This is a genomic window from Pseudoroseomonas cervicalis ATCC 49957 (assembly GCF_000164635.1).
Taxonomy (GTDB): Bacteria; Pseudomonadota; Alphaproteobacteria; order Acetobacterales; family Acetobacteraceae; genus Pseudoroseomonas; species Pseudoroseomonas cervicalis.
Map to the genome: position 1 here is coordinate 819,076 of NZ_GG770778.1, position 13,084 is coordinate 832,159.

General features: G+C 71.4%; 14 protein-coding genes. 6 read left to right on the plus strand and 8 right to left on the minus strand.

The genetic code is table 11. The annotated features are described in order from the left end of the window. Window positions 1–1,544 (plus strand): ABC transporter substrate-binding protein (locus tag HMPREF0731_RS10775; RefSeq protein WP_007004148.1); only part of this gene is annotated, 1,544 nt, incomplete at its 5' end. Between the two features lie 13 nt (window positions 1,545–1,557). Here the strand turns inward: HMPREF0731_RS10775 and pdxY are convergent. Next, window positions 1,558–2,406 carry a pyridoxal kinase PdxY gene (pdxY, locus tag HMPREF0731_RS10780; RefSeq protein WP_007004149.1) on the minus strand — a complete coding sequence of 283 codons (849 nt, stop codon included), beginning with the start codon at window positions 2,404–2,406 and terminating at the stop codon, window positions 1,558–1,560. Window positions 2,407–2,521: 115 nt separating this feature from the next. Next, window positions 2,522–3,274, minus strand: a complete 753-nt coding sequence (locus tag HMPREF0731_RS10785; RefSeq protein ID WP_007004150.1) for a glucose 1-dehydrogenase — start codon at window positions 3,272–3,274, stop codon at window positions 2,522–2,524. Window positions 3,275–3,487: 213 nt separating this feature from the next. Here HMPREF0731_RS10785 and rpmE point away from each other — a divergent pair, with 213 nt between their 5' ends. Together rpmE and HMPREF0731_RS10795 are read left to right on the plus strand one after the other, a co-directional pair. Further along, a complete protein-coding gene (gene rpmE / locus HMPREF0731_RS10790) occupies window positions 3,488–3,718 on the plus strand; it encodes a 50S ribosomal protein L31 (RefSeq protein ID WP_007004152.1) in 231 nt (76 codons plus the stop codon). A gap of 208 nt (window positions 3,719–3,926) precedes the next feature. After that, the gene (locus HMPREF0731_RS10795) at window positions 3,927–4,409 is read left to right on the plus strand and encodes an Hsp20 family protein (RefSeq protein ID WP_007004153.1); all 483 of its coding nucleotides are present in this window, start codon (window positions 3,927–3,929) and stop codon (window positions 4,407–4,409) included. Between the two features lie 91 nt (window positions 4,410–4,500). Here HMPREF0731_RS10795 and HMPREF0731_RS10800 read toward each other — a convergent pair whose 3' ends face one another. The 6 genes from HMPREF0731_RS10800 to HMPREF0731_RS10825 are packed head-to-tail and all read right to left on the minus strand — an operon-like array spanning window position 4,501 to window position 10,783. After that, window positions 4,501–5,493 carry a Bug family tripartite tricarboxylate transporter substrate binding protein gene (locus tag HMPREF0731_RS10800; protein ID WP_007004154.1) on the minus strand — a complete coding sequence of 331 codons (993 nt, stop codon included), beginning with the start codon at window positions 5,491–5,493 and terminating at the stop codon, window positions 4,501–4,503. A gap of 59 nt (window positions 5,494–5,552) precedes the next feature. Further along, the gene (locus HMPREF0731_RS10805) at window positions 5,553–6,692 is read right to left on the minus strand and encodes a mandelate racemase/muconate lactonizing enzyme family protein (protein WP_007004155.1); all 1,140 of its coding nucleotides are present in this window, start codon (window positions 6,690–6,692) and stop codon (window positions 5,553–5,555) included. Continuing rightward, complete coding sequence (locus HMPREF0731_RS10810; protein ID WP_007004156.1) at window positions 6,689–7,864, minus strand: mandelate racemase/muconate lactonizing enzyme family protein; 1,176 nt, start codon at window positions 7,862–7,864, stop codon at window positions 6,689–6,691. The genes HMPREF0731_RS10805 and HMPREF0731_RS10810 overlap by 4 nt, the downstream gene beginning before the upstream one ends. Beyond that, the gene (locus HMPREF0731_RS10815; RefSeq protein WP_007004157.1) at window positions 7,861–8,853 is read right to left on the minus strand and encodes a hydroxyacid dehydrogenase; all 993 of its coding nucleotides are present in this window, start codon (window positions 8,851–8,853) and stop codon (window positions 7,861–7,863) included. The genes HMPREF0731_RS10810 and HMPREF0731_RS10815 overlap by 4 nt, the downstream gene beginning before the upstream one ends. Before the next feature lie 2 nt (window positions 8,854–8,855). Continuing rightward, window positions 8,856–9,995, minus strand: a complete 1,140-nt coding sequence (locus HMPREF0731_RS10820) for a mandelate racemase/muconate lactonizing enzyme family protein (protein ID WP_007004158.1) — start codon at window positions 9,993–9,995, stop codon at window positions 8,856–8,858. A 38-nt stretch (window positions 9,996–10,033) separates the two neighbouring features. Next, complete coding sequence (locus tag HMPREF0731_RS10825) at window positions 10,034–10,783, minus strand: FadR/GntR family transcriptional regulator (protein ID WP_007004159.1); 750 nt, start codon at window positions 10,781–10,783, stop codon at window positions 10,034–10,036. Between the two features lie 71 nt (window positions 10,784–10,854). Here HMPREF0731_RS10825 and HMPREF0731_RS10830 point away from each other — a divergent pair, with 71 nt between their 5' ends. From HMPREF0731_RS10830 to HMPREF0731_RS10840, 3 genes are all read left to right on the plus strand, one after another. After that, window positions 10,855–11,178: an NIPSNAP family protein gene (locus HMPREF0731_RS10830; protein WP_007004160.1), complete on the plus strand. Its 324-nt coding sequence runs from the start codon at window positions 10,855–10,857 to the stop codon at window positions 11,176–11,178. Between the two features lie 73 nt (window positions 11,179–11,251). Then, window positions 11,252–12,241: a tripartite tricarboxylate transporter substrate binding protein gene (locus tag HMPREF0731_RS10835; RefSeq protein ID WP_007004161.1), complete on the plus strand. Its 990-nt coding sequence runs from the start codon at window positions 11,252–11,254 to the stop codon at window positions 12,239–12,241. A 136-nt stretch (window positions 12,242–12,377) separates the two neighbouring features. Continuing rightward, window positions 12,378–13,084 (plus strand): MFS transporter (locus tag HMPREF0731_RS10840; RefSeq protein WP_040612966.1); only part of this gene is annotated, 707 nt, incomplete at its 3' end.

Below are 13,084 nucleotides of genomic sequence, written 5' to 3' on the forward strand. Positions count from 1 at the left end.
CGGCCGGGCGGCCCGGCGCGCCGGCGCTCGGCAAGGGCGAGGCGGCGCTGACCCTGCGCTACATCCCGCAATCCGACCCGGCCTCGATCGACCCGCTGGCCAGCACCGCCTATGCGGTACGCAACCATGGCCATCTCTGCTGGGACACGCTGTACGGGCTGGATGTCGGGCTGCGGCCGCAGCCGCAGCTGGCCGAGGGGCATGTGGTGGAGGAGGAGGGCCGGCGCTGGGTCTTCACCCTGCGCGACGGCCCACTGTTCCATGATGGCGAGAAGATCCGCGCGGCCGATGCCGTGGCCTCGATCCGGCGCTGGATGGGGCGGGATTCGCACGGCCAGGCGCTGGCGGCGCGGCTGGACGAGATGCGGGCGCTGGACGACCGGCGCTTCGAGATCCGGCTGAAGCGGCCCTTCCCGGCGCTGCTGCTGGCACTGGGCAAGGCCTCCTCCTATCCCTGCTTCATCTATCCCGAGCGGCATGCCGTGCTGCCCCCCGGCCAGCTGGCCGAGGTGGTGGGCAGCGGCCCCTATCGCTACCTGGCGGCGGAGCGGGTGCCGGGGCGTCTGGTCGCCTATCGCCGCTTCGACCGCTACATCCCGGCGCGCGGCCCGGTCAGCCTGACGGCGGGGCCGAAATTCGCCGGCTTCGAGCGGCTGGAATGGCGGCACCTGCCCGACCCCTCGGCGGCGGCCGAGGCGCTGCAGAATGGCGAGGCCGATTGGTGGGAGCAGGTGGCGCCCGATCTGCGGCCGCTGCTGCGCCACACGCGGCATGTGGTGGTGGACCGGCTGGATCTCGGCGGCACCATGGCCATGCTGCGGCCGAACCACCTGCACCCGCCCTTCGACGACCCGGCGGTGCGGCGCGCCCTGCTGCCGGCGCTGCGCCAGGCGGATTTCATGATGGCGATCATGGGCGACAGCCGCGACCTCTGGCGCGACGATGTCGGCTGCTTCCCGCCGGCCAGCCCGGTCGCCTCCACGGTCGGCATCGAGGCGCTGACCGGCCCGCGCGATGTCGAGGCGGCGCAGCGCGCGCTGCGGCAGAGCGGGCAGGCCGGCGCGAAGGTGGTGGTGCTGCACCCGACCGATGTGGTGAACAACAGCAACCTGACCGCGGTGGCGACCGACCTGCTGCAGCGCGTCGGCTTCACCACGGAGAGCGCGCCCTGTGACTGGCGCAGCTTCCAGCAGCGCCGCGCCAGCCGCGCCGCCCCCGCCGAGGGCGGGTGGAACGCGCTGGTCGGGCTGTTCTCGGGGCTGGACCTGATGACGCCTGGCGGCCATCCGATGCTGCGCGCCAATGGCGCCCGCGCCTGGTTCGGCTGGCCCGACCTGCCGAAGCTGGAGGCGCTGCGCGAGCAATGGTTCGACACCGCCGGCGAGGCCGAGCAGAAGCGGCTGGGCGAGGCGGTGCAGCGGCAGTTCTTCGAGGACCTGCCCTATTGGCCGCTCGGCCAGTACATGATCGACAGCGCCTGGCGCAGCAATATCGTCGGCCACCGCAAGGGCATGGCGCTGCCGCTCAACGTCCGCCGGGTGTGAGGGGCGGCGCCCCTCAGCAGGCCTCGGGCAGGAAGACGCGGGAGGGGGCCACGAATTCCTCCTGCGCCGCGACGGTCAGGATCTCGCGCGAGGCGGCTTCCGAGGTGCGGCGCAGCAGCCCGTAGACCGAGGAGGCGGCCGCCCCCAGCGCGGCCTGGGCCGAGCCGGATGTCAGCCGGTGGAACAGGAACAGCGCGGCGATGGCGTCCCCCGCGCCATTGACCGAGAGCGGCAGCATCGGCGTGCGGATGCGGCTGAACCCGCCGCCCTCGGCGGCCAGCATCTCGATCTGGTCCTCCGGCGTCTCGGCCACCTTCAGCGAGGTGACCAGCACGCAGCGCGGGCCTTTCGCCTGCAGCGCGGCGACCGCCGCCTTGGCCTCGGCGAGCGTCGTCACCGGCTGGCCGGTCAGCCATTCCAGCTCGAACTGGTTGGGCGTCAGGATGTCGGCGGCCGGCAGGGCGCGGTCGCGCATGAATTCCGGGATGCCGGGGCGGACGAAGACGCCGCGCCCGACATCGCCGATCACCGGGTCGCAGCAATAGAGCGCGGCCGGATTCGCCGCCTTGACCCGCGCCACCGTGTCCAGGATCGCCTCGCCGATCGCGGCGTCGCCCATATAGCCCGAGAGCACGGCATCGCAGCGCGGCAGGGCGCCGCGATCCTCGATGCCCTGCACCAGGTCGCGCACCAGCTCGGCGCCGAAGACCTGCCCGCGCCAGCTGCCATAGCCGGTGTGGTTGGAGAACTGGACGGTGTTCACCGCCCAGACCTCCGCCCCCAGCCGCTGCAGCGGGAACACCGCCGAGGCATTGCCGACATGGCCATAGGCGACCCAGGACTGGATGGACAGGATGTTCATGGCGCGGGGTGTTCCGGCAGGCCCGGCCCGAACCGGGCCGGGGGCTCATGGCAGGGGCCGCGCGATTCCCGCCCGCCGGCGCGGCCGCCGGCGGGCGATCGCGCGGCGGCGTCGGTCAGGCGGTGCGGCCGCCATCCACCGGCAGCAGCACGCCGGTGATGAAGCTCGTCTGGTCCTCGGCCAGCCAGACGCAGGCATTGGCGATGTCGTGCGGGGTGGAGAGGCGGCCGAGCGGGATGGTCGCCAGGAATTTCTGGCGGTTCTCCGGCGTGTCCTCCATGCCCATGAAGTCGGCGATCAGGCCGGTGGCACCCATCACCGGGCAGATGGCGTTGACGCGGATATTGTCGCGCGCCAGCTCCTGCGCCATCGCCTGGGTGATGGTGTTCACCGCGCCCTTGGTGCCGTTGTACCAGACCAGACCCGGCCGCGGCCGGATGCCGGCGGTCGACGAGATGTTGATGAAGGACCCGCCACGCCCCTGCTCGCGCAGCAGCGGCAGGGCGGCGCGCGTCATGTGGAAGATCGACTTGACGTTGACGGCATAGACCTTGTCGAAGGTCGCCTCGTCCACCTCCAGGATCGGGCCGTTCTTGTGGGTGGTGCCGGCATTGTTCACCACGATGTCGAGCCCGCCAAAGGCCGAGACCGTCTGGTCCACCATCGCCTGCACATCTTCCGCCTTGGAGACGTCGCCGCCGATGGCGATGGCGCCGCCGCCGAGCTCGGCCGCGACGCGCTCGGCGCCGGCGAGGTTGAGGTCGGCCACCGCCACCTTGGCGCCCTCCTGGGCGAAGCGGCGGACGATGCCCTCGCCGAAGCCCGAGGCGGCGCCCGTCACGAGCGCGATCTTGCCCTGGAGTCGCATGCTGTTCTTCCTTCCTGGCGCTGTCCGTGGCCCTTCTGCCCGCGCCGGCGCGGCGGCGCGGAAGCCCTGGGCTCAAGCTCTAGGATCGGCGGGGGAAGGGGTCAATCCGGGGCCGCCCCGGCTTTCGGTTGCGCCCGCGGCGCCCTGCCTGTAAGAGCGGCGCTTCCGTGCGGCCGGTCGGCATCGGCTGCTCCAGCCAGAGAAAAGTGCGCCATGAAGCCCGATATCCACCCGGACTACCACGAGATCACCATCATCATGACGGATGGCACCACCTACAAGACCAAGTCCTGCATGGGCAAGGAAGGTGAGGTGCTGCGTCTGGACATCGATCCGAAGTCGCACCCGGCCTGGACCGGCCAGCAGCGCATCATCGACACGGGCGGCCAGATCGCCAAGTTCAACAAGAAGTTCGCCGGCATCGGCGCGCGCAAGAAGGCCTGAACCGGGCGCTTCCGCGACACGAGCAAGGCCAAGGCGCCGCCCCCTTGAAAGAGGGGGCGGCGTTTTTTATCTGAGATGCTGCCAGCGGCGCCCGGCTTCGGGGCCGCCGGCGCGGACCGATCGCCACGGGTTGCCCGGATGGGGACCAGAACGGCTTCGGGACGCCACGCAACATCGGACCCTTGCTTCGCGAAGGAGGCTCCTGTTCATGAACGCTTTCGACACCGCTCCCCTGTTCCGCAGCGCCATCGGCTTCGACCGGCTGACCCGGCTGCTGGACACCGCCCGCGCCGCGGCCGAGGCCCCGGCCTATCCGCCCTACAACATCGAGAAGACGGGCGAGGATTCCTACGTCCTGACCATGGCCGTCGCCGGCTTCGCGCCGGAGGATCTCGACATCACCGCGCAGGAGAATGTGCTGGTGGTCTCGGGCAAGGCGGCCCAGGGCAATGAGGATCAGCGCCGCTTCCTGCATCGTGGCATCGCCGGCCGCGCCTTCGAGCGCCGCTTCGTGCTGGCCGACCACATCCAGGTGCAGGGCGCGGACCTCGCCAATGGCCTGCTCCACGTGGCGCTGAAGCGCGAGGTGCCGGAGGCGCTGAAGCCCCGCCGCATCGCCATCGCCGCCGCGCAGCCGGCCAGCCAGCCCAAGGTGCTGGAGGGCAGCAGCGAGGCCCCGCTGGCCGCGTGACGAACCGGGCCAGGGGCGTTGGTGCGCCCCTGGCCTGATGGTTGAGACGGGCGGGGGCGGCAGCGATGCCGCCCCCGTTTCTGCGTCCGCCTCAGTCGGGGCGGATGTTGTGGGTGCGGATCACCTCGCCCCAGCGCTCCCGCGCCGTGGCGATCTGCCCCTGGAAGTCGTCGCGCGTGCCGCCGATGCGCTGCAGCCCGTTCTCGGTGAAGCGGCGCTGCACCTCGGGCGCCTCCAGCGCGCGGTTGAACTCGGCATTCCAGCGATCGACGATGGCGGCGGGCGTGCCGCCGGGGACCACCACGCCGAACCAGCTCGGGATGACGAAGCCGGGCAGCCCGTCCTGCGAGATCACCGGCAGTTGCGGCAGCAGGGGCGAGGCGGTCTGCGCCCCATAGGCCACGGCGCGCAGCCCGCCATCGCGGATCTGTCCCATGAATTCCGGCATGTTGCCGAACATCACATCGACCCGGCCGCTGGCGATGTCGAGGATCGCCGGCGCGCCGCCGCGATAGGGCACCTGGGTCAGCCGCGCCCCCGTCAGCGCCGCGAACAGCACGCAGGAGAGCTGCTGGCTGGAGCCGGCGCCGACCGTCGCGCAGCTGAGGTTGCGGCCGGGCTCCTTGCCCAGCCGCGCCAGATCCTGCCAGGTCCGGATCTCCGAGCGCGGCCCGGTGACGAGGATGTTGTAGACCGAGGCGATGTTGACGACAGGAAGAAGATCCTTCTGCACGTCATAGGGCACGCTCTGCATCTGCGGCGTGATGGTGAGAATGCCCATCGAGGCCAGCAGCAGCGTCTGCCCATCCGGGTTGGCGCGCGCCAGCTCCTGCGTGGCGAGGATGCCGCCGGCGCCGGTGCGGTTCTCGACGATGACATTCTGGCCGAGCTGCTTGCCGAGCTGCTCGGCCAGGATGCGGCCGATCAGGTCGGAGGTGCCGCCGGGGGCGAAGGCGTTGAGGAAGCGGATCTCCCGTGTCGGGAAATTCGGCTCCGCCTGGGCGGTGGCGAGCGGGATGCCGCAGGCCGCCAGGGCGGCGAGGGCGAGGCGGCGGAGCAGGCTCCGCCGGGGATGCTGGGTCATGGACGCCTCCTGTTGCGTGCGCGCCGCCCTCTGCCGGGGCGGTCGCGCTCAAGCCGGTTTCACACGTAGCCGGGCCCCTCGATGGCGGGATGGGCCCGCAGCCAATCCTCATCGACCTCGACGCCGATGCCGGGCGCTTCCGGCGGGCGCACGCAGCCATCCGCGCCGATGCGCCAGGGCGTGCTGACCAGCGCGTCGCGGAACAGATTGCCGCGCGAGACGTCGGCCTCGAAGTAGCCGGGATTGTCGATGGCGCAGAGGAAATGGATGCTGGCCGCCTGGTTCAGCCCGGTCATCGAGCTGTGCGGATGCACCGCGATCTTCTGCGCCGAGGCCATGGCGGCGATGCGCAGCGCCTCGGTGATGCCACCGCACTTCGAGAGGTCCGGCTGCCAGATGCCGATGGCATCGCTCTCCAGCAGCGGCGCGAATTCGAACCGGGTGAAGTGGTTCTCGCCGACGGCGAGCGGGGTGCGGCCATAGCCGCGCGCCACGCGGTAGTCATGCGTGTCATGCGGCGGGAAGGGCTCCTCCAGCCAGCCCATCTGCAGCGCATCCATCGCCGGCATCACGCGGCGCACATCGGCCAGGGTGTAGGCGGTGTTGGCATCGGCCAGGATGTCGATGTCGGGGCCGAAGGCCTGGCGCACCGCCTCCATGCGGGCGATGTCCCTGGCCACCGTGTCGCCGATGCGCAGCTTCACGGCGCGGTAGCCGGCCTCCAGATGCGGCCGGGCTTCCTCCACCAGTTCCTCCGGTGGCTGGTAGCCCAGCGCCACGCCGCCGGCATAGGCCGGCACGGCGCGTGCGCTGCCCCCCATCAGCCTGTAGAGCGGCAGCCCCGCCGCCTTGCCGCGGATGTCCCACAGCGCCATGTCCAGCCCCGACATGGCCAGCGCGCAGCCCGCGCCCATGCCATGGCTGGCCAGCTGGCCGCGATAGATCTTCTGCCAGACGCCCACCGTGTCGGTGGCCTCCATGCTGAGGACCAGCCGCTTCAGGGTCGTTTGCAGCAGGGCGGCGACGGCGGTGTGGGCGCGGCCGTGATGGCTCTCGCCCCAGCCGACAAGGCCGTCATCGGTGGTGACCTTGACCACCACCGCGTCCCGCTTCACCGCGCGGCCGACACCGAGCGAGACGCCCGCGCCCTCCGGCACCGGAAACGATGTCGGGAACGCTTCGATGTTCGCGATCTTCATGCCGCGCCTCCTTGTCCGTAGTCGCGCAGGAAGGACTCCCGCACGGTGATGCCGAGGCCCGGGCGATCGGGAATGTCGACATGGCCGTCCGACACCGGGAAGCTCTCCTCGATGAGGTCGTGCAGCATCGGGTTGTGGCCGAGCGAGTATTCCAGGATGAAGCCCGCGCTCTGCGTCGCCGCCAGGTGCAGCCCCGCCGCGAAGGCCGGCGCGCCGGACCAGAGATGCGGCGCCAGGCGCAGATTGTAGGCCGAGGCGATGGCGGAGATGCGCAGGCCCTCGGTGATGCCGCCGGCGATGGCGAGATCGGGCTGCATCACATCCACCGCGCGCAGCTCCGCCAGCTCGCGGAAATCATGCCGGGTGAACTCGCTCTCGCCGGCGCTGATCGGCACGGTGGAGCAGCGCCGCACCTCGGCCATGCCCGGCTTGTCATCGGCGCTGCAGGGCTCCTCGAACCAGAACAGGTCGAGATCCTCCACCATGCGGCAGAAGGCGCGCGCCTCGGCCACCGTCCAGGTGCCATGCGCATCGGCCATCAGGCGGATATCGGGGCCGAGCGTCTGGCGCGCCGCGCGCACCCTTGCGGCCGAGGCGGCGGGCGAGCCGTCCATGACGCCCACCCGCATCTTCACCGCGCGGAAGCCGCCCCGGTCGCAATAGCCCTGCAGCTGCGCGCCGATCTTCGTCGCATCCGCCCAGCCGCCCGAGGCATAGGCCGGCATGCGCTGCGCGCGCCGCCCGCCCAGCAGACGCCAGACCGGCACGTTCAGCGACTTGCCGAGAATGTCCCACAGCGCGATGTCGACACCGGCAATGGCGGAGATGGACAGCCCCCGCCGGCCGAGCTGCGGCAGCCCATGCCCATCGGCGATGGCGTAGCCCTCGCGCGGGGTGTTGTACATCACGTCCCACAGGCGGGAGATGTCGCGCGGATCCTGCCCGACCAGCAGCGGCGCGTAGTCGAGATTGATGATGGCGGCGAGGCCGGCGCAGGCGGCGGCGCTGCCGACCCCCGCCTTGGCCTCGCCCCAGCCGGTCAAGCCGCATTCGGTGTCGATCCGCACGATGACGGAATCGAAGGTGGAGACCAGGCCGAAATCGCTGGTGAAGCGCCGCTCCTCGGGGATCGGCACGCGGCACCAGGTCGCCTGCACGCGGGAGATCTTCATGACAGCACGGGCTCCGCATGGCCGAGCTGGCGTCGCCTTGCGCGCGAGGCCTCCCAGGCTTCGGGATTGACGAGGCTGCGCGGCCGCGCGCCGCGCAGGATGTCGGCCACCGCCTCGGCGGCGCCACGGCTCATGCGCTGCACCGCCTCCTGGCTGAGGCCGGCGGCATGCGGCGTCAGCAGCACATGGGGCAGGCCGCGCAGGGGATGGTCGGCGGCGAGCGGCTGCACCGGATAGACATCCGGCGCGGCGCCGCCGATGCGGCCCTCGCGCAGCGCGTCGATCAGCGCCGCCTCCTGCACCACGGCGCCGCGCGCCAGGTTCAGCAGCCAGGCCTGCGGCTTCATCCGCGAAAGCAGATCGGCCGAGACCAGGCCGCGCGTCGCCTCGGTCAGCGGGCAGGCCAGCACGATGAAGTCGCTTTCGGAGAACAGCGCCTCCAGTGATGCGTAATCCACGCCTTGCGGCAGCGCATCGCGGTCGCGCCGGTGGCCCAGCACCCGCATGCGGAAGCCGGTGCCGGCGATCTCCGCCAGGCGCTGCCCCACCGCGCCGACACCGACGATGCCCAGCGTCCGGCCGCGCAGCTCGAAGGCGCGGGCGGTGTGGGCGCGGGCGATGTCCCAGCCCTCCGCCAGCAGGGCGCTGTGCATGGTCTCGATGCGCCTGGCGATGGCCAGCATCTGGCCGATGGCGAATTCGGCGACGGAATCCGCATTGGCGCCCGGCACATTGGCCACCAGCACGCCATGCGCCGTGCAGTCCGGGATCGGGATCATGTCGACCCCCACCCCCTGGCGCACCGCCGCCAGCAGGCGCGGCGCGCGGGCGCAGAGATCGGCGGGCAGCTGGCGGCGCACGATGACGGCCTCGGCCCGCGCCAGCAGCGCGTCCAGCCCGCCGGGCGGGGCGAGGGCGACCTCATGCCCGGCCTGGCGCAGCACCGCCTCGCCCACGGGGTCGATCGGGTCGGTCAGGGCGACCAGCATGCTCAGGCCACCTTGTACTGGGCGAGCACGGCGCGATCGACCTCGATGCCGAGGCCCGGGCCGTCCGGCACGCGCACGATGCCGCGCTGCTGCACGATGGGGTCCTTCGCCAGATGGTCGCGCAGCGGGTTCGGCGTCTGCTCGAATTCCAGCATGGGCGGCATCGGGCGGAAGGAGGGCGGGGTGTCGGGCAGGGCGGCCAGGAACTGCACCGTGGCGGCCAGGCCAATGGCCGAACCCCAGGCATGCGGCACGCACTCGACACCATGCGCCGAGGCCATGGCGGCGATCTTGCGGCATTCGCTGATGCCGCCGGCGGCGCAGACATCCGGCTGCACGATGTCCATCGCCTTGCGCGCGATGACGTCGCGGAAACCCCAGCGGGTAAAATCATTCTCGCCGCCGGCGACGGCCATGTCGAGCGCGCGCGTCACCTCGACATAGCCATCATGGTCCTCGGGGCTGATCGGCTCCTCGAACCAGAGCAGATCCAGCTCCTCCATGGCGCGGCCGAGGCGGATGGCCTGCGGCACGGTGAAGCAGTGATTGGCGTCGACGGCGAGCTTGATGTCCGGCCCGATCGCCTTGCGCACCGCCGCCACGCGCCGCAGGTCGAGCTTCGGGTCGCCGAGGCCGATCTTCATCTTGATGGCGCGAAAACCCTGGGCGGCGTAGTCCTCCGCCTCCTCCACCGCTTCCTCGACCAGACGGTCCATGTCGATGAAGTAGAGGCCGGTGGCGTAGGCCTGCACCTCGCTGCGATGCGCGCCGCCGATCAGCTTGTGGATGGGCTTGTTCACCGCGCGGCCGATGATGTCCCACAGCGCGATGTCGATGCCCGACAGCGCGGCGATGGTCATGCCGGTCAGCCCGTAATCCTTGATGCGGTTGTAGAGGTCTTCCCAGACCACCTCGACATCGAAGGGATCGCGGCCAATCACGCGATTGCGGTACTGCGTCTCGATGATGGTCTTGTTCACCGCGGCCGGGCCGTAGCATTCGCCCCAGCCGGTGATGCCCGCATCCGTCGTGATCTCGACGATGCAGGAGGCGCGGGTGGTGTAGAGCCAGCCGCGCGCCGAGGTGAAGGGCTGCTCCACCTTGCTCTGCAGCACATGGCAGGTGATGTCGGTGATCTTCATTCTTGTGCGTTTCCTCCCCGTGGCGCCGCGCGGCGCGGTCATTCCTCGCGCGTGCGGCGCTCCAGCAATTCGAGCCAGTAGCTTTCGACGCCACGCAGATGCCCGCCCATGGCGGCCTCGGCGCGGTCCGGGTCGCCGGCTGCCACGGCGTCGCGCATCGCCACATGCTGGGCGTGCGACAGCGGCGCGCGCTGGCCATCGGCGAAATAGGCGCGGCGGCGGTTGCGCGACATCAGGTAGAAGGCGTGCACCACGCGCAGGAAGACGTGGTTGCCCGTGGCTTCCACCATGGCCAGGTGGAAGGCCGCGTCGTAATCGGCCAGCTGCGCGCCATCGCCGGCGGCCACCGCCGCCGCGCCCTGCGCCAGGATGGCGTCGAGCCGGTCGATATCCTCGGCATGGCGGCGCTCGGCGGCCAGCCGCATCGCCTGCATCTCCAGGATGCGGCGCAGCTCCACCACCTCGCGCACCTCGGCCCCCGTCAGCGGGATGCCGAGCTCGGCCTGCAGCACGATGGCCTCGATCGAGCCCTGCTTCTCGACGGCGCGCAGATAGATGCCGGAATTCGGCCGGCGCTCGACCATGCGCAGCGTCTCCAGCACCACCAGCGCCTCGCGCAGCGCGCCGCGGCCGACGCCGAAGCGCTCGGCCAGGTCGCGCTCGCCCGGCAGCCGGTCGCCCGGGCGCAGCCGGTGATGGTCGATGAAGCCGAGCAGGCGGCCGAGCAGGGTGGCGCGCTCATCGGGCGGCGGCGCGGGCAGGATTTGACGCGTGGCGAAACTGGTCATACCAAATTGGTAATACCAATTGGCCGGCGCCGCAAGGACGCCGGGCCGCGAACCCAGGGAGGACAGGGGACATGATCGTCGAGGAGCGCATCTACACGCTGCAGCCGGGCCAGGCGGGGGCCTATCTGGCGGCCTATGAGGCCGAGGGGCTGGCCATCCAGAAGCCCATCCTGGGGCGGATGGTCGGCTACTATTCGACCGAGTTCGGCCCGCTGAACCAGGTGATCCATCTCTGGGCGTATGAGGACCTGGCCGAGCGCACCGAGCGCCGCGCCAGGCTGCTGGCGGACCCGGCCTGGCGCACCTATGCCACCAAGGTTCGGCCGATGGTGCTGACGCAGGAGAACAAGCTGCTGCTGCCGGCCCCCTTCATGACGCCGCTCTGGCAGGCGTGAGGCGAGGGGAGGGGCGCTTGCCCGCCCGGGCCGGCCTGCCTATGCAGCCGGGACCATTCTGGAGGAACGCCCAATGACCCTGTCCCGCCGCGCCGCCCTGTCCTTGCCCACGCTGGCGCTGCCCGCCCTGCTGGCCGGCGGCGCCGCCCTGGCCGCCGACCCCGCCTGGCCCGCCCGCCCGGTGCGGCTGATGATTCCCTTCCCGCCGGGCCAGGCCACCGACACCATGCTGCGCCTGCTGGCCGACGAGTTGTCGCGGAGCTGGCCGCAGCGCCTGGTGGTCGAGAACCGCTCCGGCGGCGCGGGCGTCGTGGGCACCGATGCCGCGGCGCGCTCGGCCCCGGATGGCTACACGCTGGCGGCCTCGACCAGCGGCACGCATGGCATCAATCCCAGCGTCATCACCAACCTGCCCTACGATGCCGAGAAGGATTTCGCCTACATCACCACGGTCTTCACCGTGCCGCTGATGATCGTGGCGCATCCTTCCTTCGCGCCGAACTCGGTGGCCGAGCTGATCGCCGCCGCCCGCCAGGCGCCGGGGAGCATCAATTACGGCAGCGGTGGCCCTGGCACCTCGCAGCACATGGCGGCGGAGATGTTCTCCCACCAGGCCGGCATCCGCCTGACCCACATCCCCTATCGCGGCAGCGGCCCGGCGGTGGCGGACCTGCTGGGCGGCAACATCCCGATGATGTTCGACAGCGTGGCCAGCGCCCTGCCGCATGTGCAGGCCGGCCGCATCAAGGCGCTGGGCGTCACCTCGCTGGCGCGGGCGACGCAATTGCCGCAGGTGCCCGCCATCGCCGAGACCCTTGCGGGCTATGAGGCGATCGGCTGGGCCGGGCTCTGCGCCCCCACCGGCACGCCGGAGCCGGTGCTGCGCAAGGTGAATGCGGATGTCACCGCCCTGCTGCGCGAGCCCTCCTTCGCCGCGCGCATGGTGCAGCTGGGCGGCACCCCGGCGCCGCAGAGCCTGGAGGAGGCCGCTGCCTTCGTCCGCGCCGAGATCGCCAAATGGCGCGCCGTGGCGCGCGATGCGGGCGTCCGCCTCGACGGCTGAGCGCCTCTGATGGCGGGTGCAGGGAGACCCTGTCCCCCTGCCCAAGGGAGAGATGGGGGGAGTTTGAGGGGGCAAAGCCCCCTCAACCTTGCTTGGCCCCCTTCACTTGGACGCCATCCAGGCGGAAGCTTGGCGCATGTCCGCCCCTGCCGCCGGCCCTCGCAAGGCCACCATCGTCACCGCGCTTGGTCTGTCGCAGACCCTGGCCTGGGCTTCCTCCTATTATCTTCCGGCCATCCTGGCCCGGCCGATGGCCGAGGAACTCGGCCTCTCCACTTCCACCGTCTATGCCTGCTTCTCCGGCGCGCTGCTGATCACCGCGCTGCTCGGCCCCTGGACGGGGCGGGTGATCGACCGGCGCGGCGGGCGCGACATGCTGGCCGCCTCGAATCTGGTGTTCATCGCCGGGCTGCTGGGCCTCGCCTTCGCGCAGGGGCCGTGGAGCCTGGCCGCCGCCTGGGCGCTGCTCGGCATCGGCATGGCGATGGGGCTGTATGATTCCGCCTTCGCCACCCTGGCCGGGCTGTATGGCGCCCTGGCCAAGGGGCCGATCACCGGGGTGACGCTGTTCGCCGGCTTCGCCTCCACCATCGGCTGGCCGCTCTCCGCCTGGATGGGGGCGGAATGGGGCTGGCGCGGCGCCTGCCTGGGCTGGGCGCTGGCGCATCTGCTGATCGGCCTGCCGCTGAACCTGCTGCTGCCAAAGGCCCCGCCACCGGCGCCGAAATCCGCCGCCGACGGGCCGGTCGCGCCGGCGCCGCGCCACGCCATGCTGGTGCTGGCCTTCTTCTTCGCCGCCACCACCGTCGTCAGCGGCGCGGTGGGGGCGCACCAGCCGGCGCT

Coding starts and splice junctions, on each gene's coding strand:
- HMPREF0731_RS10825 (WP_007004159.1), bottom strand. CDS start 10,783: ATGACCAGTTTCGCCACGCGTCAAATCCTGCCCGCGCCGCCGCCCGAT.
- rpmE (WP_007004152.1), top strand. CDS start 3,488: ATGAAGCCCGATATCCACCCGGACTACCACGAGATCACCATCATCATG.
- HMPREF0731_RS10785 (WP_007004150.1), bottom strand. CDS start 3,274: ATGCGACTCCAGGGCAAGATCGCGCTCGTGACGGGCGCCGCCTCGGGC.
- HMPREF0731_RS10810 (WP_007004156.1), bottom strand. CDS start 7,864: ATGAAGATCTCCCGCGTGCAGGCGACCTGGTGCCGCGTGCCGATCCCC.
- HMPREF0731_RS10805 (WP_007004155.1), bottom strand. CDS start 6,692: ATGAAGATCGCGAACATCGAAGCGTTCCCGACATCGTTTCCGGTGCCG.
- pdxY (WP_007004149.1), bottom strand. CDS start 2,406: ATGAACATCCTGTCCATCCAGTCCTGGGTCGCCTATGGCCATGTCGGC.
- HMPREF0731_RS10795 (WP_007004153.1), top strand. CDS start 3,927: ATGAACGCTTTCGACACCGCTCCCCTGTTCCGCAGCGCCATCGGCTTC.
- HMPREF0731_RS10835 (WP_007004161.1), top strand. CDS start 11,252: ATGACCCTGTCCCGCCGCGCCGCCCTGTCCTTGCCCACGCTGGCGCTG.
- HMPREF0731_RS10800 (WP_007004154.1), bottom strand. CDS start 5,493: ATGACCCAGCATCCCCGGCGGAGCCTGCTCCGCCGCCTCGCCCTCGCC.
- HMPREF0731_RS10820 (WP_007004158.1), bottom strand. CDS start 9,995: ATGAAGATCACCGACATCACCTGCCATGTGCTGCAGAGCAAGGTGGAG.
- HMPREF0731_RS10815 (WP_007004157.1), bottom strand. CDS start 8,853: ATGCTGGTCGCCCTGACCGACCCGATCGACCCCGTGGGCGAGGCGGTG.
- HMPREF0731_RS10830 (WP_007004160.1), top strand. CDS start 10,855: ATGATCGTCGAGGAGCGCATCTACACGCTGCAGCCGGGCCAGGCGGGG.